This window comes from Bombilactobacillus sp. ESL1094, from assembly GCF_058107425.1.
Genome location: NZ_JBYLUM010000001.1, coordinates 1255919 through 1279239, shown reverse-complemented (window position 1 = coordinate 1279239; position 23321 = coordinate 1255919). Strand labels below are relative to the sequence as shown.

The window sequence follows — 23321 nt, the reverse complement described above, 5'->3', positions numbered from 1 at the left end:
TTTATTTATAAGTTAAACACCAAACACGTGCATAAACATTTCTCACGATCTAAACTGCTATTTTTAACTAGCATTACGCATTACATTAGATCCTTTCCAAACGCGCAATCCGCTCACTTAATGGAGGATGCGTATCAAAGAGATGTTCCAAAGAATGTTTCTTGTTTAGCGGATTAGTAATATACAAAGCAGCACTAGCTTCATCAACTTGATGCATGGGTTGTTCATTTTGCTGCAATTTACGTAACGCACTGATTAACCCCGCCGGATTACGTGTTAACTCCACGCCTGACGCATCCGCCAAATACTCACGGTTACGCGAAATGGCTAATTGAATCAATGAAGCTACTAGAGGACCCACAATCGAAAATATTAATCCGACTAACCATAACACCAACTGAATTAAGTTATTACTATTAGAGTCTTCACGGTCATCGCGATCACTGCCAAAAAGCCAGCCCCACCGATACATATTCGATAACATAGAGGACAAAAAAACGACAGCAGAAGATAACGCTAAAGCAACAGTGGAAACGCGAATATCATAATTACGAATATGCGACAATTCGTGGGCCAAGACCCCTTCTAGTTCTTCACGATCCATCATTTGGTATAAGCCACTCGTTACTGCCACGGCCGAATGATTGGGATCGCGCCCCGTGGCAAAAGCATTGGGACTGGGATCATCAATGAAGTATAAATCTGGTTGTGGAATGTGTGCGACCAACGCTAAATCTTCCACAATATGCCATAAATCAGGAGCCTGGTCACTACTGGTAATCGGCTGAGCGTGGTTCATTTTCATCACTAGCTCAGTTGACTGAAAGTAAGTGCCTAAAGCATAAAACAAGGCAATTATTAACGCACCGATTATTCCGACTTGATAACTATGCCAAAAAAGTTGCCCGACTACTCCACCAATTAAACCAAGAATTAAGAAAAAAAGCGCCAAAACTAAATAAGTACGACGCTTGTTTTGTGTTATTTGTTGATATAGCATGGCTTAACCTCTTAAAATTTGACTTGAGGAACTGCTTGCTCAGCTTCGGGAATTTGTAAATATTCCATCGGCAAGAAGTGATGTAACTTCGCTACTAAATTCCGTGGAAAAGTCTGCGTTGCCGTATTGTAATATTGGACTGAACTATTATAAGCTTGGCGGGCATAAGCAACTTTGTTTTCAGTATTAGTTAACTCTTCCATTAATTTTCCAAATTCTTGATTAGCTTTTAAATCCGGATAATTTTCAGCTAAGGCCATAATCGGTCCCAGGGCAGTCGTTAACTTGCTGTCAGCGTCTACTTTTTCTTGTAATGATTCTGCATTCATTACCGAGTTTCGCAAATTAACAATCTCGGTCAAAGTTTGCTTTTCATGTTGTGCATAGCCTTTAACAGTTTCGATTAAATTAGGAATTAAGTCTGTGCGTCGCTTTAATTGCACGGCAATTTGACTTTGAAACTCTTGGGCTTGGTTTCTTTTTTGCACTAAGCCGTTATATAGCAAGGCATAGACCACAACTAAAACTATAACAATTAAGATAATAATTAACGTGGTTGACATAAATTTACTCCCTTATTATTTTGACTTAATTTTACCGTGAATAACTACAACACTCAAGTCCGCTCATGCTAATCAACAAAATTATAGCCTAGCGTTCAGCTTGATCAATAGCTTCGGTAACTCGATCTTTAGTGAAATCATGCTGCATGTAAGCTGAATCAGTAACTGGCAAATGTTGTTGTAAAGTCGCAAATGGTTGCCATAAAGCCTGGCCTTGTTGCAAGGTAAAGTCCAAAACATGCCCTCCCAGCGAATGATCAGCCGCCAAAAAATGACTATGAAAACCAGCTACGCTGGCTCCATCAAAGACTTGGGGTGAATAATAGCTAATTAAAGTGCCAGCAATATTTTGTGCTTCAAAGACACTTTGCTTTTGCGATGCTTCCACTAAAGTATGATAAGGCTCTTGTGCTTTCACAACTGTGCGAGTCTTCATTTGTTGAAACACACCGGTTAATTTCACCGCATAAAAGATATTGGCGGATTGCGTTTGTTGGGCAATTTGTTGATAAACTGCGGTAGCTGGTAACTGTTCTAAATTTACTAATGGCTGAAAATCAGCTTGATGCACTGTCGCAAATGGCACCGTAAAATCGCCTGACACAATATTAACTTGTCCTTGCCCATCGACTTGGTAAGGAGTCCCGTCTAAGATGACTAATTCACCATCTAAACCTTCACCAGTACCAATCCCAGTATCACCGTGTTGCAGCAATTCTTTGATTGTTAAAGTTCCTTTTAACAAACCTGGTACTAATAAAGCTAATGTGCCATGTTGATATAAAACATCATCCATCATTTTTACCTCCTATTAATTTAATCGCTCAATTTTTAAGCTATTGGTCGCAGTATTTTATTTAGCGTTCCAAAAGCAGTAGTTTGCGTCTAGCTATGAATAAACAATTAAGTCTCAAACCGACTTAATTGTTTATCCTAGGTTAGTCCTCGACTTTTAACCAGCATTTGTAGCAGTAATTGTTTTATTAATGGAATTGATCAGGTAACAATGCCTGGTTCAAACTAGAATTACGACTATAATCAACTGGAATCTCAACGACGACTGGCCCAGACATTTTAAATGCTTGATCTAAGACAGCTGCCAAACTATGGTCTTGATCAACACGTAAACCAGCAGCCCCGAAACTTTGCGCATATTGGACAAAATCAACAGGACCAAATTGCACCCCCGCATCGTGGCCATATTTAGACTGCTCTTGAAAACGCACCATATCATAATAACCATCAACCCACACTAATTGCACAATATTAGCGTGTAAGCGCACCGCCGTTTCCAATTCTTGACTAGAAAACAAGAACCCACCATCGCCAGCTACAGACACCACTTTACGCTTTGGATCTAATAACGCGGCGCTAATGGCCCAAGGTAAGGCTACACCTAAGGTTTGCATCCCATTACTAAATAATAAATGCCGTGGTTCATAACTACGAAAATGCCGGGCCATCCAGATATAATGACTACCAACATCGACTGTCACAACCATTGAATCATCAACGTGTTTTTGTAATTCTTGCACAATGGCCAACGGATCTTGAACTCCCGTAGTTTGAGCTGAAACGTTAGGAACATCTTTTTGATCATATTCTTGCTTGATAGCTTGCAAATGTTCTTTAGTCGCTGCTGACAATTGATAATCTGCTAACAACGTAGTCAATTCTTGAAGCGTAGCAGCTAAGTTGCCTTGCAAAATTAAATCAGGTTGGTAATCTTGGGTCAATTCAGGGACGACATTATCTAAATTAATGACTTGACCTTGGCGATCTTGATTCCAATTACGAGCTTCATATTCAATCGGGTCATAGCCAATGGCAATCACCAAATCTGCTTGCTTTAATAAAATATCGCCAGTTTGATTGCGAAAGAGCCCCACCCGGCCAAAATATAAATTCTCTAAGTCGCGGGAAATAATTCCTGCACCTTGAAAAGTTTCAACAACAGGTAACGGGGTATGTCGTAAAAGATTACGTAAAGCTTGCGTGACTTTTTGTTGCGAAGCGCGCATGCCGGCCAAAATCACGGGCATTTTAGCTTGTTTGATGGCCAGAACTACTGCCTGTAATTTATCGGCAGTTAAAACCCCTTGCTCTACTGTCGGATGGCGCTTCATAATTGGCCGCGTCACATTTTCATTAATCACATCTTGGGGAATTGAAATAAATACCGCACCGTTTTTGGTATCGGTCGCTTCTTGATAAGCGTTTGCAAAAGCTTCAGACAGATTATTAGGATCTTGAACTTCAACGCTATTCTTGGTCACAGGTGCCAAAATAGATTGATTAGGAATACTCTGATGTGTTAACCGCGCTAAATCATCCCGCGGAACTTGACCACCTAAAGCAATTACCGGATCACCTTCCGCCGTAGCGGTAACTAAACCTGTGGCTAAATTGGCAACTCCGGGGCCTGATGTTACTAATACCACCCCGGGTTTGCCTGTTAAGCGCCCAATTGCTGCCGCCATAAAGGCAGCATTTTGTTCATGACGCGCCACGATTAATTTAGGCTTATGAACATTTTCATTGTGTTCTAGTTCTTCGAAGAGCCGATCAATTTTGGCACCGGGAATTCCAAACACATATTCAATCTGATACTCAATCATTGTTTCAACAATGGCTGTTGCTGCGGACTTTTCCGTCATAAAATCATAATCCTCCAATAAAAGAATAAGCATATTATACCGTTTTCTTAATTATTATGAAACGAATGATGAAAAGCCATGATAATTTTGCATGAGCTTTGAACTGACGTAGAATTATTACAGCCGATTGCTTAAACTTTTCTTCTGGCTAGCACGGCAAAAATCAAATCACCTTGGTACAATAACCTAACTAAAGAGTCAAATAATTCAGCAAATTCCCCTTTTAATTACGTATTAGTTGAATTTCTTCCAATTACAAGCGCTACCATAAAGTTTTCTCTTTATTCTGCTTGCTAATTAAAGTACAATATTAATGGTTTCAAGTTAATGATCCAATCCGTAGATAAGAAGGTTTATACATGGCCGTTCTCAAAAATATTTTTATGGATAAGATGTTATGGATAGCAGCCACGGTAGCTGTTTTATCCACTTTAGTTAGTAAACCACAATTAGCGGACATTAATTTTCATACAATCTTTTCACTATTATCAATGATGATTCTCGTCCAAATTTTAGAACATATCGGGTTATTGCAGTTCTTGTCAACGCACTTAACTGTCAAAGCCAAAAACTCCCGGCAGCTAATGGAAGCATTAGTCTTGCTGGCTTTTTTTGGCGCCATGTTCATTACTAACGATGTCACCATCTTAATTCTAGCACCGCTATTCTTTAAAATTGCTTCCGACGTTCCTCTAAGTCGGGCGCTAACTATGACAATGATTACCGTGGCTGCCAATCTGGGTAGTTCGTTTACTCCGTTTGGTAACACCCACAATCTCTTTTTACTTTCCCATTTCAATTTGACAGCGGGTCATTTCTTTCGCGTTTCCACACCCCTCATGCTGATTGAATTAATCATCTTAGTCATTGTTGCTTATCTTTTAACTAAACCGGAACCGATGGACGTTCAAATTACGCCCTTTGAAATTCAACTAGGTAAATTAACGGCAACTTTAGTCTTAACTGCGTTTATTTTTTTGGGAATCTTTAAAGTGATTCCGGTTTGGTGGACGACAATTGCCGCTGTTATTTTTGCTTTAATCGTCAGCCCGCAAACTTTAAAAAGAGTTGACTACGCTACTATCTTAGTTTTCGTTTGTTTCTTTATCGCTGTCGGCAACATCAGTCGCTTCCCGATTGTCGCTAAAGTAATTAACAATTTAGTAGCCAGTCCAACCTCCACTTATTGGACTTCATTGGGTTTAAGTCAAGCAATCAGTAATGTTCCTACGACTATTCTAGTAGCTAAATTTACACACCATATTCACGCGCTCTTTTTAGGATCGAATATTGGGGGGCTAGGAACGATTATTGCTTCCATGGCTAATTTATTATCGTACAAACAATATTCCTTTTTCACCCACAAAACAGAAGCCACACACTTTTTGGGTGTCTCTTTAAAAATTAATGTGCTCTTATTAGTTATTTTAGGATTCGTCGGTTGGCTTTTAGTCAAAATTCAATGATATAAAAATTCTTCTTAAAAATGTTCGTATTTGATACGAACATTTTTTTATAGTGTTTTCCAAGTCAGCCGTTTGTGTTTAACTGTACTCAGCCTTCAAGCAACTTTAGTCACAACCTATTATTTTACAATGCTCCAAAAATATTAATTTTTCTATCTAATTGGTTTATCATTCGTAAATAAATATATTATGATGAAGCTATCATAAAGGGATAGGAATTAAACAATCATGAAAACCAATAACTTCTGGAAAAACTGCAGTCTGGGGCTCCTCTATTTAATACTTTCTGGTTTATTTGAATATATGTATTGTTATCATAATTTTATTTGGAGTAGTGACTTACAATTTCACATTGAGCGCATCAGTGAATTAGCCCAAACTAAACTTGGTGCTTTTCCTTACATCACCACCCATACTTTTGCTGGCATTGGTTCTTTGGTTAATTTATTTTATCCAACACAATTTTTATACCCACTCATTATCTTAATGAAGTTAATTCATAACGATCTTCTGGCCCTATATCTTTATTTAGGTTTAGTCAACTTGCTCACGTTAATAATCACTGACTACGCTGTTTATTCATTAACTAAAAAGCGGTCCCAAAGTATCACCACTGCTTTACTGTATACTTTTTCGTTTTACCGCATGGCAGCCATTTATGCTCATTTTGGTATTGGTGAATTCTTAGCAATGACTTTTTTACCGCTTTTATTAGTCGGCGTCATCAAAGTGGCACACAAAAAAGGGGGCCGCACTCAAACCATTATTGCCTTCAGTGGCTTATTGTACACGCACTTATTAACAGCTGTTTTAGCTAGTGTATTAGTGGGCTTGGTCTTAATAGTCCAATTAATTTTGGATCAACACCGGCGGCAACTGATCTGGCATTGGTTGCAAATTAGTGCCGCGACACTCGTCGTGAGTTTTGGTTACTGGGCGCCCGTGCTGCAACACACATATTTGATGCCTTCCAAACTTCAGCCGACTAACTATCAACTCAACCACGTTTTGGTGTCCAGTTGGTCAGAGCAACTGACGACTTTATTAAAAAATCGCACTTTTACCCCACATACTGTGGGCTTAATGTTATTACTCGGCGGACTCCTAGCGAGCGGCTATTTTCTCATTCACTACCGCAAGTATTCCGCCACCACTACCATTCTAGCAATTATGCTCTTCGTTACTTTATGGTTACAAACACCAGCATTTCCCTGGTCTTGGTTCAACCACACGCCCGTCACAGTAATCCAGTTTGCCTTTCGCTTTGGACCATTTTATACGTTATTAGCGAGCTTCTTATTGGGCCAATTTTTAACTTTAATTAAGCCCCTGCTACTGCAAAAACTATTCATGAGTTGGACAGTTATTTTAAGTGTAATGCTGACTTTCCTAGCTTTAGTTGAAGTCGTTAATTATCGCAAAGATTGGCATGAGCTCAACTTAACACAAACCACTTTTGCGCACCCCATCACCGTTGGAGTTCAAAATGCGAAAGTCGACTACTATCCCAAACAAGCCCGCCCTTATATTAATGAATTGTCAGAGGCAACTGGCTATATCAATCACCAAAAGTGTTATTTTCAAGGACAACCGGGGCTTAACCAAATGACGTATCAATTAAATACCAAGCAAACTACTAATACGTTTGACCTTCCCTTCTTAGTCAACGGTCCTAATTATCAAGTCTTGAATAATGGACATGCTATCAAGTATCGTATTTCACGCCGTGGAACGTTTTTAATTCACACCACCACGCGTCACAACCAACTCCAAATTATTTACCAACCAACTTGGTTAGAGCGGTGGGCTAATATCTTAGCCTTTATGGGTAGCTTAGGATTAATCATGGCTGGTTGGTGGGCCGCTACCTACAAAAAGAAGCACAACCAGCATGAACTTCTGAACTAACCGACAATTTCAACTAAGCAAAAAAGGACTAGTATTGCACTAGTCCTTTTTCAAAACAACTCAGCAGACAATTGAGGTTTGACAATCTTTTTTAAGAAAGGGAGAAAATCAAGGAGTTTTTCTACTGCCTGCTGTTTTGTTGTGCTAATTTTACTTAGCATAACAGAATTATATAATAATTTTTGCTTAATGTGTAGTCAATTGCTTGCTTTAACTATTTCAAGCCATTAAATATCATAATATATAAAAATATTTAATTTATATTATTCATTGCTGAATCTGTTTTTAAATAATCTAAACGCGTTTGGGAAATTAATCGTTCTAAGGTTTGTTCTTGATGTTTCTTTTGCGTGGTCGACCAGTGTAAAACATGCGCCATTTCGTCAACAAAGGCTTGCTTTTTCGGTGCTAAACGATCTTGATGGAATAATAAGTAAGTCGTGCGCCGAGCCAAATAATCAACAGGGGTCAGCACCATTTCATGATCAATGGCGTAATGTAAGCTAATCGTATCTGCTAAGGTTAAACCCGGAGCTGGCGAAATCTTGCCAATATAAGCGGCCACTTGATTCGAATTAGAACCATATAAATTGGCTAATTCTTTGGCTTCAGTTTGATTAATGCCTTTTCGAATAAATAATTGTTGATAGTAATCCAACGCTTGCTGTACACGATTGGGATCAAAGTGCCCCCCAGAAACCTGTAATTTGGTTGAATCAATATCTTTTAGTTGAACATTAAAATTATTGGCTAAACCTTGCCGAATTTTTGCCATGGCGCCCGCTGCCATTTTTCGATAATCGGTAATTTTACCACCGGCCAAGCTAATTAAACCATCATCACCCACATCTAACGAAGAACCGCGTGAAATTTGATCGTTATTGAGCTGAGATTCCGCATTCGTAGTTTCCAAACTACTGATAACTTTTTCCACATCACGCCGTTTGGCAAACCCTCGATTATAATCATCAATAATCTCAACTAATAAATTGAAACTTTCGTCCGTAATTTTACCCATATTGGAAGTTCCACCATTATAATCAGAGCTCCCATTGGACTCCAACAGTGGCCGTAACCCCACCCAACTAGCTTCAATATCATTTAACGTAATGTGCAGAGTTGGAAAGCGATTATTAATGGCGCGCAATAAATAATCAACATCTTCTTGCTCAACTTTGGGGTGCTGGTAATCGCCATAATAATCGGTATCTGTAGTCCCAAAATAAGTCTTGCCTTCACGCGGTACTACAAATAACATGCGCCCGTCACCTTCACCCGAATCTGAGTAAGTGGGTTGGGACACCGGTAAGCGATGATGATCCACAACTAAATGGACGCCCTTAGTGGGACGAATAATCTGGCCTAAACCATTTTTGTCATCAAGGCCAATAAATTTAGACGACCACGGACCTGTAGCATTTAACAGTAACTTAGAGCGAATCTTAACGGTCTCATCTGTCAATAAATCTTTGGCAATAACGCCATTAACCACACCTAAGTCATTATGCGTAATTTGTTCTACTTTGACATTACTAGCAGCTAGTGCCCCCAGTTCGACGGCCCCTTTAATATTTTCAATTACTAAGCGTGAGTCATTATTCACAAAGTCTAAATAAATACCGCCACCTTGAAGACCTTCAGCTTTGAGATAGGGATCGCGTTGTAATACTTCATCGCGCGTTAACAACTTATTAGCATATTGTCCCCCAATAATTCCCGCAAATTGATCATAAAGATTCATCGCAACTTTAATATTTTGCATATTAAAAGTTGATTCTTTAGAGTCATAAATCGGCATCAACATTGGAAATGGCCGTGGAATATGTGGCGCAATATGTTGCACAATTTGTCGTTCTGAGACAATATCTGACACAACACCAATTTCAAAATTCTTTAAGTAACGAATGCCACCGTGAACCAATTTGGTAGAACGGGAACTCGTTCCTGCTGCAAAATCTTGCATATCAATCAGGCCAACTTTTGCACCACTAGCCGCTGCTTGCAAAGCCACACCCGCACCAATGATACCGCCACCAACAATTAACAAGTCTAATTCCGAAGTTTGTAAATTTTGGATAATATTTGTTCGTGTTTTATATGAAAAATCCACCCCAATATCCCCCATAATATTTAATTATCTTTGTTATTACAATCGACAATCAGTATAATTTAATCTTACTCAAATTTAGTAAAAATAACAATTATCATCAATTAATTTAAGCAACAATTCGCATAATTGCAACAGATTTTTACACTTCTTTAAGTTAAATTCATAAATTAGTGTTCATAAAAAAATAATCATCCAACTTTACTAAAAAGTTTGACGATTATTTGCGAAAGCTATCGTTCTCCATTAATTAATGACTAGCTTGGTACTGTTGAACAATCTGTTGGCGCATTTTTTTAAAGCGTTTTTTACGTTGCCAGCCAATTAAAAACTGTAATAAGTTGTTATTAGCATCACCAGTCTTAGTCTTTGCTTGAATGATTTCTTGATATTCAAACTTAACATTGTCTGCATCTAACGGTGTCAAATGATAACTAACTTGATAAGTGTTCTTACTCGTTTTTAATTGATAGGCATAATCTTGATCAGGTTGATATTTTGTTATTTGAAAGTGTCCTGTAACTTGATTATTAAAGGTTTTGTCAAACTTAAAGTTAGGCAATTGTCGTGGTTTAACATTCTTGCCAGTTTGCTGTTTAATATCATATAAAACCGAATTAGTTAGCTGTTCAAATAAATATTGTGCCGGAACAGCAAAGTCCAGTGTCATTTTCATAATAAAACCCCTTTTAAAGATACAAGCTGCGAACAATGCCGCTTCAAAGCTGGAAGCTAACCTAGACTAAGTGATTAAGTTGGTTCTTAACTTAAGTTCTTAGTTGTAGCTAAACGCAATTTGCTGACTTTGGGAGTGCAATTTCATAAGCTGCGAACAATGACGCTTCACAATTCAACAGTACAAACAATCATTGCCCCTTTAGCCGTAGTGTTAATGCTTCCGATTTTTCCACCAGAGATACGTATTGGAAAAGACTAAAACGACCCCGGCTAATAAAAACATGTAATAAAAAAATTCTGAATAAGAACGCAAAAGTGGACTCACAACAATAATCAGCAAACCACCACTGATAGCAAACAACGTTCGATTTTGTTTATGCTTCATTATTTTTAATCCTGCGGTTTAATCTTATTAGCAGCTTTCACAAATGGTACATAAATAATAAAGGCAATGAAAGCATTGATAATCTGTAAAATTGGTGCTCGCCAATCTAATGTGGCAATTAACGAATTAATAATCGGCGGCATTGACCAGACAATCTGTGATTTAACGGGCGAAACCCAACCTTGAGATAATGCAAAATAAGAAGTGCTGACCATGACCACTGGTGCTAAAACAAATGGAATAAAGTAAATTGGATCTAAGACCACAGGTAAGCCAAACATCACTGGTTCATTCACATTGAAAAAGCCAGGCGCAATCGCCATTTTTGCAACTGCACGCTGATCATCTCGCTTACTAAAAATCAAAATGGCAATCAATAATAGTAATGTCGAACCAGCACCACCAATCCACGCATACAAATCAAAGGAATTTCGTGTCCAAAAATATGGCAAAGCTTTGTGCTGGGCAAAAGCGTTGATATTAGCGACCTGCGCAGTAAACCAAATAGAATCTAACACCGGTCCTAAAACATTCGTTCCGTGCAAGCCAAAGAACCAAAAGACTTGAACCAAAATAGTCATTAATAAAACGGCTCCGTAACCTTGCGACAAGTTCAATAACGGTTCTTGAATGGTTTTCGAAATAATTTCAATTAAAGTCAGTGAGCTTAATTTAGTGACTAAATATGTGACAATTCCCGAAACATATAAAGCGGCCGCTGCCGGAATAATACCCGTAAAAGCAGACGCAATAGCGGGCGGGACAGAGTCCGGTAACTTAATCGTAATATTTTTTTTCATGAGCCAAATATAAACGGCAATGGCGACGCCCCCCATGATCATCACGGTAAAGAAGCCGGTCGCCCCAAAGTAAGAATTAAAATTAAAATACCCTGGACCACTGATCGTGTTTTTGCTGACAGTTGCTCCTGCTTGAGTAATTGTATGCACATCAGCAGCACTTAACGCTTTTTTGAGCGGTAAAGTAAAGGTTTGCGGCAACGTCATTAAAAAGGTTCCCAGCGTCACAATACCTCCAGTAATCGGTTCAACCTTATACTGAATTGCCATTTGATAACCAAAGGTAAACGCAAAAATCAAACCAAGAATGGCTAAGGAACCAGTCCACACCTGTGTATTAATCCCAATAATGGGCTCCATTGCTTTGACAAAACTATTGAGATGCATTTGTTGGGGAATATCCCGCACAAAAACATTCAAAATTGTGGCAATTGCCCCAGCCATCGTGGCGGGCATAATTGCAATAAAAGCATCACGTAACGCCACTAACCAGCGAATGGAACCAATTTTGGCAGCAATTGGTACTAAATATTTATTAAGCCATTTCACTAACGCATCCATCAAAAATCCTCCATCAAACACTTTTACTTACTAGTATACTTGATTACTTAGTATTCACCAACTGATAACTTAAATTAAACAATTTTCCAATTCAAAGGTGCGCTGTAATTGCGCAAGCGGATCAAAAAATTGTAAATAATACGCCTGTAAGGCCTGATGTTGAAAACCTTGATCTAAGGGGCCCTGATATAAATGGTCGCCTAGTAGTGGATGCTGCAAGCTGGCAAAATGCACGCGAATCTGATGGGTGCGTCCCGTATGCAATTGCACTTTAACTAAAGTCTTGTCCAAAAAACGCTGCAAAACCCAATATTCTGTCACGGCTGCTTTACCATCAGGTAGCACTTGCCGAGCAATTTGGCCCGGAACTTGCCCAATTGGTTGATTGATCACCGCATGATCTTGCTCTAAATTGCCAGCAACCAACGCGTAATAATACTTAGTAATTTGATGTTGGGCCACTAATTGATTAGCCAAGCTATTAGCCAGCAAATGCTTAGCCACCAAGACTAAACCTTGGGTGTCAAAATCTAAACGCGTAATTAAGTGCGGTACTAAATAAGCAGAATGTTCTTGTTTCAGGTGTCCTTTAATGCGATTAACTAAAGTATCTTCCCGATTACTGGGACCTGGGACCGAACTCAAATTCTGGGGCTTATTAACCACCATAAAATTATCATCTTCATAGATAATAGTTAGCGGTCGGTAGCTCGTTGCTACTTGGGGATCGTCAACTTCCGTCGGTAGCTTAATTTGCACTTGCTCTTGGGGTTGCACCAGGTAGTTGCCTAACACCCTTTGCTGATTAACCAAGAAACTGTCTGGTTGTTGTTTCAACTTTTGGTAAAGACGATGACTAATGCCTTGCTGCTGTAAAAATTTTTTTAAAGTTAACTGCTGTTGCTGATTAGTAAATTTAATGTACATTCTTTCACCCGATATTTAAAATTCATCCTGAAAAGACTAGGAATTAGTTGGTCTTTAGATTAAAATTATAACAAAGACAATTAATAATAAAGGAGATCTTCTCATGCAAAAACACATTTATCTTGCTGGTGGCTTTTTTACCCCCAAACAAATTGCCTTGTTAGATCGCGTCGAAGCAGCCTTAAAACAAAATGCAACCGTGGGCTATTTGCATAGTCCCCGCGACCATCAATACAAAGGTGCCAGTGTCGACCACGATCCAGAAGGCATTTTTGGTAGTTACGAATGGGCTAATGAGACCTATCAAAATGATATCACAGCTATGAACTTAGCGGATATTGCCGTCGTTTCTTGGGATAACAGTGATCCAGATACGGGAACCGCTTGGGAAATGGGTTATATGAAAGCTATTCATAAGCCCGTCATCCTAGTATGCGAAGATGATGTGCAAAAAGAAGGTCTCAATTTGATGTTAGTCAAAGGGATTAAAGCATACTTGACTAACGTTGATGAATTAAAATCTTATGACTTCAATCTATTACCTACTAAATTATACGAGGGTGAAGTTATTTAACAAGCTGCGAACAAAACTGGGCAAAAGCTGAGAACTAACTTAGATTAAACTTTTAAGTTGGTTTTTAACTTGAAAGCTTGATCTAAGTTAGGCACAAGCTTTTAGTTTTGTGAGTGCAATTATCAAGCTGCGCCAAGAAGCTCTTAGAAATTGAGCATTAACCTAAAACAAATAGCTAAGCTAATTCTGGCTTGGCTATTTGTTTTATGCTAGGCACAAACTTCTGCTTCTTGGAACGCAATTAAAAAATCCGCAGCAAATTTGCTTAACACTTGGACATAACTATAATAAAATTCTTAAAACTATATTTAAGCATATTAATTTTATTGTAGTTAAAAACTTTGCGAGAGTCATGCAAAAATAAGCTAATTCAATCTTAATATCGCTATGTAAAGCACCCTATAGAGTGCTCTTATACTTGTCTATTTGTTGATATTCATATTTGCTATAGCATTAGTTAAAGTCTGCGAATAATTAATGTTCATTTGCTTGCCTAAATTATCTGCCCATTTCGGAATGGATAAGGTCTTTTTGACCAACTTATTATTTTCTACATACTTAGTAACGTCTACATACACCATTGAAATAAATGATTGACCTTTATCATAATTTAATTCTTCAGGAAAAGGATTATTTTTAGATAAGGATAAATCCTGAATTCTTGATGGTTTAGGAAGCTTTTTTGAATTATCTATATAATCTGCAACAACTATTCCTAGCCAATCAGAAGCCATGAATAATGCATCAGAAATATTCTCACCTTGTGTACCTGAATTTTCAAAGTCAGGAAAAGTAATGAAAAATGGAACTGATTCTAAGTCTGAATCGTCATAATAAAATAACGCTGGATAACTTGATAACATAATTTTTCCCCTTTCCGAAAGGAAAAAGCCGACTACATGAGACCGGCTTCTTTTCTGATTCCACGTTCGGTAAATTTATTTAATTCTCCGTGTGGAACAGTAATAGGTCTTTTGCCGGGTTTACTCATTTTAATGTGCGAACTTTTACCACCCTTGGTCTTTTTCCAACCATGGGCTTGAAGCAAATTAACCATTTCCTTTTGTGTCATAGGCATGTGCACTTTACCTCCTGACAAAGATTATTTTAGTACGTATAATACGTATAGTAAATAAATATGGAATGATTTTACCAAAAACTTTAAAGTCAGTACCTATAAAAATATCTCAAAATAAAATTAAAAATGATGGATAACAATGTAATACACAAAAATAAGCAATTAAGTCGATTTTTGACTTAATTGCTTATTTTGCTACTATAGCTAATTGTTAGTAATCAAAATTCACTTAGTTCTCTTACTCACAAATCTGTTTATATGCCTGCGCAAAACATTGCACCAGATAACTCGGTGGCTCTGGATTTTCTTTAGCTAACCAAGTAATAATGACAAAGTAAAATCCCCCCGAAGTAAAAGTTTGTAAATATTCAATTTCTGTTCGTGTACCTTGTATATGAGTTGGTAGTTTCAAATCATCGTATATGTCGATAAACTTATCATTCCAAATTTTTAAAAAATGATCTGCCAAGTTTTGTTGAATCAAAATTCTAATTGTTTGGCGTTTATCCCACCAAAAATTAAACAAATTACCCAGAGATTCTTCCACAGTCAATTTTTGAAAGTCTTCTGCTAAAATAATTTGGCGATATTCACAAAAGGTTGTCTGACAATACCAGTCGATTAAATCCCCCTTATTAGCAAAAGAGCGGTAAAATGTCCGTCTATCCAACAAAGCATTAGCGGCAATTTCTTTGACTGTGATTTGTGAATAATCCTCCTCAGTCAACAGTTGGAGAAATGATTGCCATAACCATTGACGTGATTGTTCTTTAGTTTGTTCTTTGCCATTCATCGTTTACTCCTGCTCGTTACTAATTCAAAGTAGTAGTTTTTGTTTTAATCCTGCGCCGCAGCTAATTGCTTTTTCCTCATGACATCCAGCTTAAAAATAGCAGACCATGACGTCTTGAATATTGCCATTGAATTACTGCTCAATTTTACGAACTCATAACGAGTTCGAAATAGTCCACGTAACAGTTCGATTAGCCAGTCCTGATTTTTGAGCGGTAACTGGGACCATTAATTTCCATTTATCGGACTTGATTAAGGTGGAAAAATCATAAGTATACGGATAGTTATCGCTAGCTGTTTGCGTTGGCACTGGTACAGGTAGCAAAGTGGGTGTTGACAAATTCTGCCATTGATTGGTTTGATCTTTTAAAAGTAAACTACCAGCTAATTGTGAATTGCTCTGTGCCTGAACTAAAAATTGATAATTAGAATTTAACTTAATACCAATTTCCACTGTCAAATTAGCATTCAACTGTGGATTTAAGAATGTGGTCTTTGCTCCTCTATAATGGGTTCCAAAATCAAGAGAGCTGGGACAAGTCTTGATTCTAGGAGCAGCCAAGACGGTCACCGTTACTGACTTAGAAACTTGTTTGCCCGTGGAGTCGATATAGGTGTAAAAAACATTATAATCACCTGGAACTTGGGTATTAACATTAGCATTAACTTGCACTTGACTGGGATAATCTGTAGCATTCAAAACTTTACCATCTTGGTCAGTCACAGCCAATAAATTATCGTACTTTTGCCACGAATTACCTTGCATAATTTGACTATCTTGAGCTTTTAAGCTAGTTTGATTCTTCAAAACTGTAATTTTCCGAGTTGTATCAGCAACATTCGTAGCATCGCTTGGATCTACGGCATGATACTGTAAAGAATAGTTGCCAGGCACTAGATTAGTACCATCTGTTGGGTAGCCATCATAATCGGTAATCGTAAGCTGTTTTTTAGCTAATGCACTGTTGCCTTTGATGGCTGTAATATCTGTATAAGGATCATAAGTTTGATTCTCATAAATAGTCTTATCTGGATTAATAAAATAAACCGTTCGTTTATCCGTAACCGAACTAAAATAAGTCGCCAGCGAAAATTCTTTAAAAAAGCCTACTGTCGCGTTGACATAATTGATATTCTTTAAAGAGGCTTCAGGTACATAAACTTGTAAATATAATGGTTTCCAATTAACTTGACCATTAGCATCACGATATTTGCTGGCATCGACTTGGACTGAATTAGCCGTCATGGTCCATTTCAAAGTGGGATCTTGCGTAATATCTACTAAGCCAGAATCCGCTTGCTTTAATAAGTGAACGTGTTGTAAATCGATCGGGTCTTGTGATTTGAGACCTAACTTAGCACCATCAGGCTTGCCAATTGATGCTTGGTAATTAACTTCATAACCAAAATAATACTGACCGGCACCATTTTTATCTTGACCATTGAATGTATAAGACGACCAAATCGAACCACCAACACTGACACCACTTGTATTGATATTGGTAGTATGACTACCTAAATTTTTATTAGGATAATAAGGATCAATAAACGCAGCGGAATGATCAATGGCTGACAGATAACCGGGGACACTGCTACTACCATTACTTTTGGGAATGGTTTTAATATAATAATCTAAGTCGGGTAAATTAACGAGACTATCAGCAGTCTGCACTTGCGTCTGAATTTTTCCCGGGATGGGAGTTCCTTTGTTTTGACCATCCCAATTGTAAACATTGGTACCACTTTGGTAATTAAAATGAATTTCATCCACTCCCGGGGGCACGTCCTTAATAGTTGTAACAATCATCGAACCATCACTCTGCTTATCATAACTAAAATAGCTATTACCAGTTTGATCACTCGGTAAACTGACTGACAAAATCCGCAAGAAGTTATCACTACTCACTGGATAAGTACTATTGCCAGCTGTGATGCTCATCTTAAACTTGGTATTAGCGGGAATTACTTGTGCTCGATTTTTGTGCGTGATGATCATATCGATGGTGACAGCGGAGTTACTCCCCGCGGGATTACTCAACGTTCCTTGCGGAGATTCAATTAAACTAATTTTGGCACCATTTAAAGTAGTTGGATCGTAGTCGTTCACTTCATAATTAGGTAATGCTGTACGCGATAAAAAGTTATGAACCGATAAACTACTAGCCTGAGATTGCAGTATTGGATTACTTTTGAAAAGCACCCTGCCTTGGACTGGTGTAACAACTATTAACAGAACCAAATAACTGAAAATTATACTAAAAAACCAGATTAACCGCTTTTTATTCATCATTACTTATCTTCCAACCTAAATTAATAATTTTCTCATCATCACATAACAATTCGCAATATTGCTTATTATTAACCTAGGTTTTGTAAAAATGAATAGTTCGCAAACAAGTGCTACAAAAGTAATATTTTGTGACATATTTATTTAATCAATTTATTACAAAAAATCTTGCACTATTTTTCACTAATTAATTTGATTGTTCCAGCGCAATTGATGTAAAAGATATTTAGCGGTTGAATTTTAACTTCTCAAACGTTTCCTCAGTATATTGACTGTCATAGTTAATCAGCATTTTTCATATTTTTTGATAAGCTTTTTTTCCGGACGTGCTCAGTTAAATACTAGTTTCAATTAAATTGAACTATGACACTTCTCGCTCACTAAAATTTTTTCAACGAATCAATCCTTAGCTGATTATCAATATTTTATTTTTTAAAACCCTTTAAAAGCTTGGCGGAACAGCTTAAAATTAATTTTGATAAATTGACACTCTGACTATCATTAATTAAACTGATGATATCAGTATATAGGAGGAATATTTAATGTGCGGCATTATCGCTTTTAGCGACCCGACTGTTGACGACAAAGAAACAACGATCCAGTCCATGATGAAAATGATTGAACACCGTGGTCCTAATATCAAAGGCAGCGGTTTTTATACCAACGACCAAGTAGCCCTTGGCTTTCGCCGACTAAGTATTATTGACCTTCAAGGTGGCAAGCAACCAATCTATAATGAAGACAATTCAATTTTAGTGACATTTAATGGTGAAATTTACAATTATCAAGATTTACGTAGCGAATTACTCAAAGCTGGTCATACTTTTACTACTGAAACAGATACTGAAGTATTGCTACATGGCTATGAAGAATGGGGTATGGCTGGCACGCTAGAACGCGTGCGCGGCATGTTTGCTTATTTGATTTGGGATAATAATAAACAGACTTTATACGGTGCGCGAGATTTCTTCGGTATTAAGCCGCTATATTATTATCAAAATGGTGAAACCTTTATTGTCGGTTCTGAAATTAAATCTTTCTTGAAGCACCCTAATTTTAAGAAGGAATTAAACCAAGAAGCGATCAAACCTTTTTTGATGAATCAATATAATGATTTGAAAGAAACTTTCTTCAAAAATGTTTATCGCTTCCCAGCAGGGCATTGGTTTGAGTTACATGATCAAGACTTGCAAATTCATGAATATTGGGATGCGCAATATCAAATTAACCACCAACGTTCAGATCAAGAAACAGTCGCTGAAATCGACAAAACAATCAAAGATTCTATTAAATTGCACAATATCGCTGATGTGCCCGTGGGGAGCTTCTTATCTGAGGGAGTGGACTCCAGTTATGTCACTTCCGTTTTACATCCACAAGAAGTTTTCAGCGTCAACTTCGATAACGGTCCTTACGATGAAGCTAGTGTTGCTAAGCAATTAGCGGATGAAGAAGGACTTCACTTTAATCAAGTCACCGTTAATGGTGACGAAGCTTTTAATGACTTTGCCGAAATGCAATACCACTTAGATGAACCGGATAGTAACCCTTCGGTGATTCCCCTTTGGTATTTGTGCCGCTTAGCCCGCAAAAAAGTAACCGTCGCCTTATCAGGTGAAGGGGCTGATGAATTATTTGCTGGCTATGTTAATTACGGAATGCATTCGCATAATATGACTATTAAAGTCTTTGGCAGTGGCTTACACAAATTGCCCAAAGGCATCCGTCAGCACTTGGCTAAGGACATCAAGCATGCGCCTAATTTCCCGGGAAAAGTTCATTTATATTGCCAAAGCGCCCAACCATCAGATTATTACGTTGGTGAATCCTTAATTTTTGATTTACAACAACCGACTATTTTCACCTCACAGCAAGCCAATGCTATTTTACAAAAACCGTATCAAAATGATTTAACAGTCAATGGTATCTATCAAGAAGACTTTGCCAAGGTCCAAGATGCTGAAGAAGTTAAACAAATGCAATATATTGATTTACATCACTTTATGCTCAATGATATTTTGCAAAAAGCCGATAAGATTTCCATGGCTCATTCTTTAGAATTAAGAGTGCCTTTCTTGGATAAAAAAGTAGCCGAATTAGCTAACTCCATTCCTTCGAAAAAATTAATTAATCGGCATGATACTAAATATATTTTCCGTAAGGCTGCCAATCGTCACTTACCAGAAGACTGGGCCAAACGTCCTAAATTAGGCTTCCCTGTTCCGGTTAAAACCTGGCTCCGGGAAGATAAGTACTTTGATAAAGTTCAAGACTTATTTAGCCAAGACTGGGTCAGTGAGTTCTTTGATCAAGATAAAATTTTACAATTATTGCAAGATAATTACGATGAAAAAATTGACGCTCGGCGGCAAATTTGGAACATCTATACTTTCTTAACTTGGTATCAATTGTACTTTATTGACTTTGACGGTACCGTTGAGAAATATGCACACATGCAACCGGATGTGCAAGCCTTTATGGATAACGGAACGCTAGTTTAATTAAGCTGTGACAAAGAACGATTAAAAAGCGAAAACCAACCTAGCCCAATTTAAAAGTCGGTTTTTGACTTTTTATATGGCGTAGTTAGACGCAGTCTTTTGCTCTTTGGAGCGCAATTCTAACGCACTGCAACAAGAAACACTTAGAAATTGAATACTAAAAAAATAAGCAGTTAAGTCAAAAAACGACTTAATTGCTTATTTTTTATTGATTTATCTAAAATAAAGCTTTTAGTAGCAAACTGATAAAAAGCTGAAGAATAGTTTATCCGAACCGCCTTAATTAACGGACATTCTATATAAAAATTTGAGATTAAATTTTTTATGCTTAATCAAAGCAGAAACAAAATATGCTACAATAGTTAGTGCGATAAGTTTTATGGGCGATGACTGTTTGTTCTCAAGGAGGTGCTTGCGTATGAGAATACGGAAGAATCAACAGAAAGGATATCCAGTCTTACTTGAATACCTATCAGGTATTGGTGTTGATGATTGCTTTTGGCACATTAGTTGCCACAATCATGAACAAAAAGTAATAAAAAATCGTCCTATCACAACTTTGGCAAGTTATAGGACGATTTAATATTGTTGTAATAACTTAGTCACCGCCTTTAAAGCGGATCGCTGAGGGATTGGTGCTTGAACGCCTATCCCTTTTTCATTACCAATATAACATATTTTTTGGCAAAAATCATTTTTCAATTGATAAATAATTTAATCTCAGTAATATGCTACAATAGTTAGTGCGATAAGTTTTATGGGCGGTGACTGTTTGTTCTCAAGGAGGTGCTTGCGTATGAGAATACGGAAGAATCAACGGAAAGGATATCCAGTCTTACTTGAATACCTATCAGGTATTAATGTTAATGATTGCTTTTGGCACACTAGTTGCCACAATCATGAACAACAAAAAGTAACAAAAAATCGTCCTACTAATAACTTTGACCGGTTATAGGACGATTTAAAGATGTCATGTAACTAGTCACCGCCTTTAAAGCGGGGCGTTCAGGGATTGGTGTTCGAGCACCAGTCCCTTTTTCATTACTATCTTAACACATAACTTATTTTTTGAATATGATTTTAAACATCAAGATGATACTATGCCAAGAAAAAACAGTTTCATAACTTTATACATATTTTCCCGTTATAGTGCTCAAAAAACGAATTAACGCTGCTTTTTAGGTAAGAATTTCCACAAAATAACGAAGACTACAATAGCTAAAATTAACAACAAAATAAAGGCATGCTGTGTTCCTTGAATCGTTTTTTGAGTCAAAGATAGATTCTGCTGTAATTGACTCTGAGCCACAATCGCAGCGACTAAAGAAGTGCCCACAGCACCCGCTAATTGCTGCAAAGTATTCAGCCAAGCATTACCATCCGCCTGTTGTTGATTATTTAACTGTTGTAAAGCACTAGTCATAATGTTGCCATAAGCAATGCCAACGCCACCCATATACAGAACATACAAACAGATTAATAATCCTGAGTTCAGATGAGCGGTTGCTAGAGTAAAGATCAACAAGCTCACAATTGCTAACAAAACACCACTCAAAATTGGTTTCCTGGCACCAAAGTTATCTAACAATTGGCCGCCAAACGGTGCCAAAATAGCTCCTAAAGCTGCGCCTGGCAAAACTAATAAACCGGCAATCGTGGTACTTTGATGATTCACCAATTGAATATAATTAGGTAATAAAAACGAAGTTCCCAAACTAATAATTTGAAAACAGAAAAAACTAATTAGATGTCCGCTAAAACTAGCTTGCTTAAATAAACCTAAGTTTAAGACCGGTTCTTGGGTGTGTTGATAGCTAATAATAAATAAGATGAGACCAATAATTCCTAATAGCCAAGCACCGCTAACTGACCAACTCCACAGTTTTTTGGTTCCTAAATTACTAAAGCCAAAAATTAAGCCCACAAAAAAGATTAGTAAACTAATGATCCCCGACCAATCAAATTTAGTTTTGACCAATTGACTGACTTGCTGGATACAACTTAAACCCAAAATTAAAGAAATTACTAGAATTGGCAGTAACAAAACAAAAATAAAGCGCCAACCCCACAGATTAACGACCACTCCGCCAAAAGTTGGCCCAACGGCTGGTGCTACTGCGGTAATTAAGGAACCAATTCCCATCATAAATCCAATTTTTGCCGGCGGAACTTCTTCTAAAATAATGTTAAACATTAATGGTAAGGCAATCCCTGTTCCTAGTCCTTGAACCATCCGTCCCAAAAGCATCACTGGAAAAATTGGTGCACAGGCATCAATGATTAATCCAACAATAAACAAAAAATTAGCTGTTAAAAAGAGTTTTTTAGTTTTAAAGTTTCGTTTTAACAAGGCCGATAGCGGTACTACGATTGCCACCACTAATAAATAAATCGTCGTCATCCATTGAACAGTAGCTGTGGAAATGTGAAATTCACGCATCAAAGTGGGAAAAGTAATATTCATGGCCGTTTCCACAACCACCCCACAAAATGACATTAACCCTGCAGCTACAATGGCGCCGATGACTTTCGGCGTAATGGCTTTATCAGTTTTCATTTTTTTTGCGTCCTCCTTGTTGATAATAAGTTAAAATCTCTTCAAATATTTGCACCTGTTGGGTGGAAAAATGTTGTTCTAATCGTGCTTGCTCCTGTTTCATATAACGCTTAATCACTTGCACAATTGCTTGACTATGTTCAGTCAAAAATACTGCCCGTTGGCGCGCATCAACTTGACTGGTTTGGCGCACCACTAATTGCTTTTTTTCCATACGCTGTAAAATTAAAGTCGCCGTAGAACGCCGAATATTGAACTCTTGCTCCAAATCCCGTTGTAAAACCTCAATCTGCGAATGATCACTTAAGTAATCAATAAATGACATCTGCATACTAGTTAAATCATATTTTTTAGCAAATTGGTCAAAATCATTCGTCATTTGCCGCGCAGCTTTTTGTAATAACCGACCAGTGTTGCGCACTAGATTCACCTCACATTTCAAACGTTAGCTAGCTAACCTTTCAAAAAATATATTCTACA

The 23321-nt window shown here is 37.6% G+C and carries 21 protein-coding genes; 6 read left to right on the top strand and 15 right to left on the bottom strand.

All coding sequences use genetic code 11. From position 1 onward, the window contains the following. Window positions 1-85 precede the first annotated feature (85 nt). From htpX to alsS, 4 genes are all read right to left on the bottom strand, one after another. Window positions 86-1000: a zinc metalloprotease HtpX gene (gene htpX, locus AC3B5S_RS06055; RefSeq protein WP_489775153.1), complete on the bottom strand. Its 915-nt coding sequence runs from the start codon at window positions 998-1000 to the stop codon at window positions 86-88. A gap of 11 nt (window positions 1001-1011) precedes the next feature. Next, entirely contained in the window at window positions 1012-1563 is a 552-nt protein-coding gene (locus tag AC3B5S_RS06050; protein WP_489758167.1) for a LemA family protein, read from the bottom strand. An 88-nt stretch (window positions 1564-1651) separates the two neighbouring features. After that, window positions 1652-2362: an acetolactate decarboxylase gene (budA, locus tag AC3B5S_RS06045; RefSeq protein WP_489775152.1), complete on the bottom strand. Its 711-nt coding sequence runs from the start codon at window positions 2360-2362 to the stop codon at window positions 1652-1654. Between the two features lie 184 nt (window positions 2363-2546). Beyond that, window positions 2547-4220 carry an acetolactate synthase AlsS gene (gene alsS, locus AC3B5S_RS06040; protein ID WP_489775151.1) on the bottom strand — a complete coding sequence of 558 codons (1674 nt, stop codon included), beginning with the start codon at window positions 4218-4220 and terminating at the stop codon, window positions 2547-2549. Window positions 4221-4579: 359 nt separating this feature from the next. Between alsS and AC3B5S_RS06035 the strand changes: the two genes are divergently transcribed. Both AC3B5S_RS06035 and AC3B5S_RS06030 read left to right on the top strand, forming a co-directional pair. Next, entirely contained in the window at window positions 4580-5686 is a 1107-nt protein-coding gene (locus AC3B5S_RS06035) for an SLC13 family permease (protein ID WP_489758164.1), read from the top strand. 228 nt (window positions 5687-5914) lie between these two features. After that, window positions 5915-7594 carry a hypothetical protein gene (locus AC3B5S_RS06030; RefSeq protein WP_489775150.1) on the top strand — a complete coding sequence of 560 codons (1680 nt, stop codon included), beginning with the start codon at window positions 5915-5917 and terminating at the stop codon, window positions 7592-7594. 253 nt (window positions 7595-7847) lie between these two features. On the opposite strand, the gene glpO is transcribed toward AC3B5S_RS06030, so the two are convergent. The 5 genes from glpO to AC3B5S_RS06005 all read right to left on the bottom strand — a co-directional run bounded on the left by glpO (window position 7848) and on the right by AC3B5S_RS06005 (window position 13052). Further along, window positions 7848-9704, bottom strand: coding sequence for a type 1 glycerol-3-phosphate oxidase (gene glpO / locus AC3B5S_RS06025; RefSeq protein ID WP_489758162.1), 1857 nt, complete (start codon window positions 9702-9704; stop codon window positions 7848-7850). Between the two features lie 247 nt (window positions 9705-9951). Next, window positions 9952-10377, bottom strand: coding sequence for a DUF3284 domain-containing protein (locus AC3B5S_RS06020; RefSeq protein WP_489758161.1), 426 nt, complete (start codon window positions 10375-10377; stop codon window positions 9952-9954). A gap of 213 nt (window positions 10378-10590) precedes the next feature. Then, window positions 10591-10764 carry a hypothetical protein gene (locus AC3B5S_RS06015; RefSeq protein WP_489758160.1) on the bottom strand — a complete coding sequence of 58 codons (174 nt, stop codon included), beginning with the start codon at window positions 10762-10764 and terminating at the stop codon, window positions 10591-10593. Between the two features lie 5 nt (window positions 10765-10769). Continuing rightward, window positions 10770-12125 (bottom strand): PTS sugar transporter subunit IIC, encoded by a 1356-nt coding sequence (locus tag AC3B5S_RS06010; protein ID WP_489758159.1) that lies wholly within the window; start codon window positions 12123-12125, stop codon window positions 10770-10772. A gap of 69 nt (window positions 12126-12194) precedes the next feature. Then, on the bottom strand, window positions 12195-13052 hold the full coding sequence (locus AC3B5S_RS06005) for an RluA family pseudouridine synthase (RefSeq protein WP_489775149.1): 858 nt from the start codon (window positions 13050-13052) through the stop codon (window positions 12195-12197). 103 nt (window positions 13053-13155) lie between these two features. On the opposite strand from AC3B5S_RS06005, the gene AC3B5S_RS06000 reads away from it, so the two are divergent. Further along, complete coding sequence (locus AC3B5S_RS06000) at window positions 13156-13626, top strand: nucleoside 2-deoxyribosyltransferase (RefSeq protein ID WP_489758157.1); 471 nt, start codon at window positions 13156-13158, stop codon at window positions 13624-13626. A gap of 422 nt (window positions 13627-14048) precedes the next feature. On the opposite strand, the gene AC3B5S_RS05995 is transcribed toward AC3B5S_RS06000, so the two are convergent. From AC3B5S_RS05995 to AC3B5S_RS05980, 4 genes are all read right to left on the bottom strand, one after another. Continuing rightward, on the bottom strand, window positions 14049-14489 hold the full coding sequence (locus tag AC3B5S_RS05995; protein WP_489758156.1) for a type II toxin-antitoxin system HicB family antitoxin: 441 nt from the start codon (window positions 14487-14489) through the stop codon (window positions 14049-14051). Between the two features lie 32 nt (window positions 14490-14521). Continuing rightward, window positions 14522-14704 carry a type II toxin-antitoxin system HicA family toxin gene (locus AC3B5S_RS05990; protein WP_489758155.1) on the bottom strand — a complete coding sequence of 61 codons (183 nt, stop codon included), beginning with the start codon at window positions 14702-14704 and terminating at the stop codon, window positions 14522-14524. A 238-nt stretch (window positions 14705-14942) separates the two neighbouring features. Beyond that, a complete protein-coding gene (locus AC3B5S_RS05985; RefSeq protein ID WP_489758154.1) occupies window positions 14943-15497 on the bottom strand; it encodes a TetR/AcrR family transcriptional regulator in 555 nt (184 codons plus the stop codon). 153 nt (window positions 15498-15650) lie between these two features. Then, entirely contained in the window at window positions 15651-17696 is a 2046-nt protein-coding gene (locus tag AC3B5S_RS05980; RefSeq protein WP_489775148.1) for a bacterial Ig-like domain-containing protein, read from the bottom strand. Window positions 17697-18325: 629 nt separating this feature from the next. Here AC3B5S_RS05980 and asnB point away from each other — a divergent pair. The 3 genes from asnB to AC3B5S_RS05965 all read left to right on the top strand — a co-directional run bounded on the left by asnB (window position 18326) and on the right by AC3B5S_RS05965 (window position 21239). Continuing rightward, the gene (asnB, locus tag AC3B5S_RS05975; RefSeq protein ID WP_489775147.1) at window positions 18326-20284 is read left to right on the top strand and encodes an asparagine synthase (glutamine-hydrolyzing); all 1959 of its coding nucleotides are present in this window, start codon (window positions 18326-18328) and stop codon (window positions 20282-20284) included. 418 nt (window positions 20285-20702) lie between these two features. Continuing rightward, window positions 20703-20867: a hypothetical protein gene (locus tag AC3B5S_RS05970; protein ID WP_489775146.1), complete on the top strand. Its 165-nt coding sequence runs from the start codon at window positions 20703-20705 to the stop codon at window positions 20865-20867. A gap of 213 nt (window positions 20868-21080) precedes the next feature. Next, window positions 21081-21239, top strand: coding sequence for a hypothetical protein (locus tag AC3B5S_RS05965; RefSeq protein WP_489758150.1), 159 nt, complete (start codon window positions 21081-21083; stop codon window positions 21237-21239). 210 nt (window positions 21240-21449) lie between these two features. Here AC3B5S_RS05965 and AC3B5S_RS05960 read toward each other — a convergent pair whose 3' ends face one another. Further along, window positions 21450-22841: a DHA2 family efflux MFS transporter permease subunit gene (locus AC3B5S_RS05960; protein WP_489769532.1), complete on the bottom strand. Its 1392-nt coding sequence runs from the start codon at window positions 22839-22841 to the stop codon at window positions 21450-21452. Continuing rightward, window positions 22831-23262, bottom strand: coding sequence for a MarR family winged helix-turn-helix transcriptional regulator (locus AC3B5S_RS05955; RefSeq protein WP_489758148.1), 432 nt, complete (start codon window positions 23260-23262; stop codon window positions 22831-22833). The genes AC3B5S_RS05960 and AC3B5S_RS05955 overlap by 11 nt, the downstream gene beginning before the upstream one ends. Window positions 23263-23321 lie beyond the last annotated feature (59 nt).

Excerpts from the sequence above, each read along its gene's own strand:
- htpX (WP_489775153.1), bottom strand. The coding sequence starts at position 1,000 with ATGCTATATCAACAAATAACACAAAACAAGCGTCGTACTTATTTAGTT.
- AC3B5S_RS05970 (WP_489775146.1), top strand. The coding sequence starts at position 20,703 with ATGAGAATACGGAAGAATCAACAGAAAGGATATCCAGTCTTACTTGAA.
- AC3B5S_RS05960 (WP_489769532.1), bottom strand. The coding sequence starts at position 22,841 with ATGAAAACTGATAAAGCCATTACGCCGAAAGTCATCGGCGCCATTGTA.
- AC3B5S_RS06005 (WP_489775149.1), bottom strand. The coding sequence starts at position 13,052 with ATGTACATTAAATTTACTAATCAGCAACAGCAGTTAACTTTAAAAAAA.
- AC3B5S_RS06010 (WP_489758159.1), bottom strand. The coding sequence starts at position 12,125 with ATGGATGCGTTAGTGAAATGGCTTAATAAATATTTAGTACCAATTGCT.
- AC3B5S_RS06030 (WP_489775150.1), top strand. The coding sequence starts at position 5,915 with ATGAAAACCAATAACTTCTGGAAAAACTGCAGTCTGGGGCTCCTCTAT.
- AC3B5S_RS06050 (WP_489758167.1), bottom strand. The coding sequence starts at position 1,563 with ATGTCAACCACGTTAATTATTATCTTAATTGTTATAGTTTTAGTTGTG.
- AC3B5S_RS05990 (WP_489758155.1), bottom strand. The coding sequence starts at position 14,704 with ATGCCTATGACACAAAAGGAAATGGTTAATTTGCTTCAAGCCCATGGT.
- AC3B5S_RS05985 (WP_489758154.1), bottom strand. The coding sequence starts at position 15,497 with ATGAATGGCAAAGAACAAACTAAAGAACAATCACGTCAATGGTTATGG.
- asnB (WP_489775147.1), top strand. The coding sequence starts at position 18,326 with ATGTGCGGCATTATCGCTTTTAGCGACCCGACTGTTGACGACAAAGAA.
- AC3B5S_RS06015 (WP_489758160.1), bottom strand. The coding sequence starts at position 10,764 with ATGAAGCATAAACAAAATCGAACGTTGTTTGCTATCAGTGGTGGTTTG.
- AC3B5S_RS06000 (WP_489758157.1), top strand. The coding sequence starts at position 13,156 with ATGCAAAAACACATTTATCTTGCTGGTGGCTTTTTTACCCCCAAACAA.
- AC3B5S_RS05965 (WP_489758150.1), top strand. The coding sequence starts at position 21,081 with ATGAGAATACGGAAGAATCAACGGAAAGGATATCCAGTCTTACTTGAA.
- budA (WP_489775152.1), bottom strand. The coding sequence starts at position 2,362 with ATGATGGATGATGTTTTATATCAACATGGCACATTAGCTTTATTAGTA.
- AC3B5S_RS06020 (WP_489758161.1), bottom strand. The coding sequence starts at position 10,377 with ATGAAAATGACACTGGACTTTGCTGTTCCGGCACAATATTTATTTGAA.
- alsS (WP_489775151.1), bottom strand. The coding sequence starts at position 4,220 with ATGACGGAAAAGTCCGCAGCAACAGCCATTGTTGAAACAATGATTGAG.
- AC3B5S_RS05995 (WP_489758156.1), bottom strand. The coding sequence starts at position 14,489 with ATGTTATCAAGTTATCCAGCGTTATTTTATTATGACGATTCAGACTTA.
- AC3B5S_RS06035 (WP_489758164.1), top strand. The coding sequence starts at position 4,580 with ATGGCCGTTCTCAAAAATATTTTTATGGATAAGATGTTATGGATAGCA.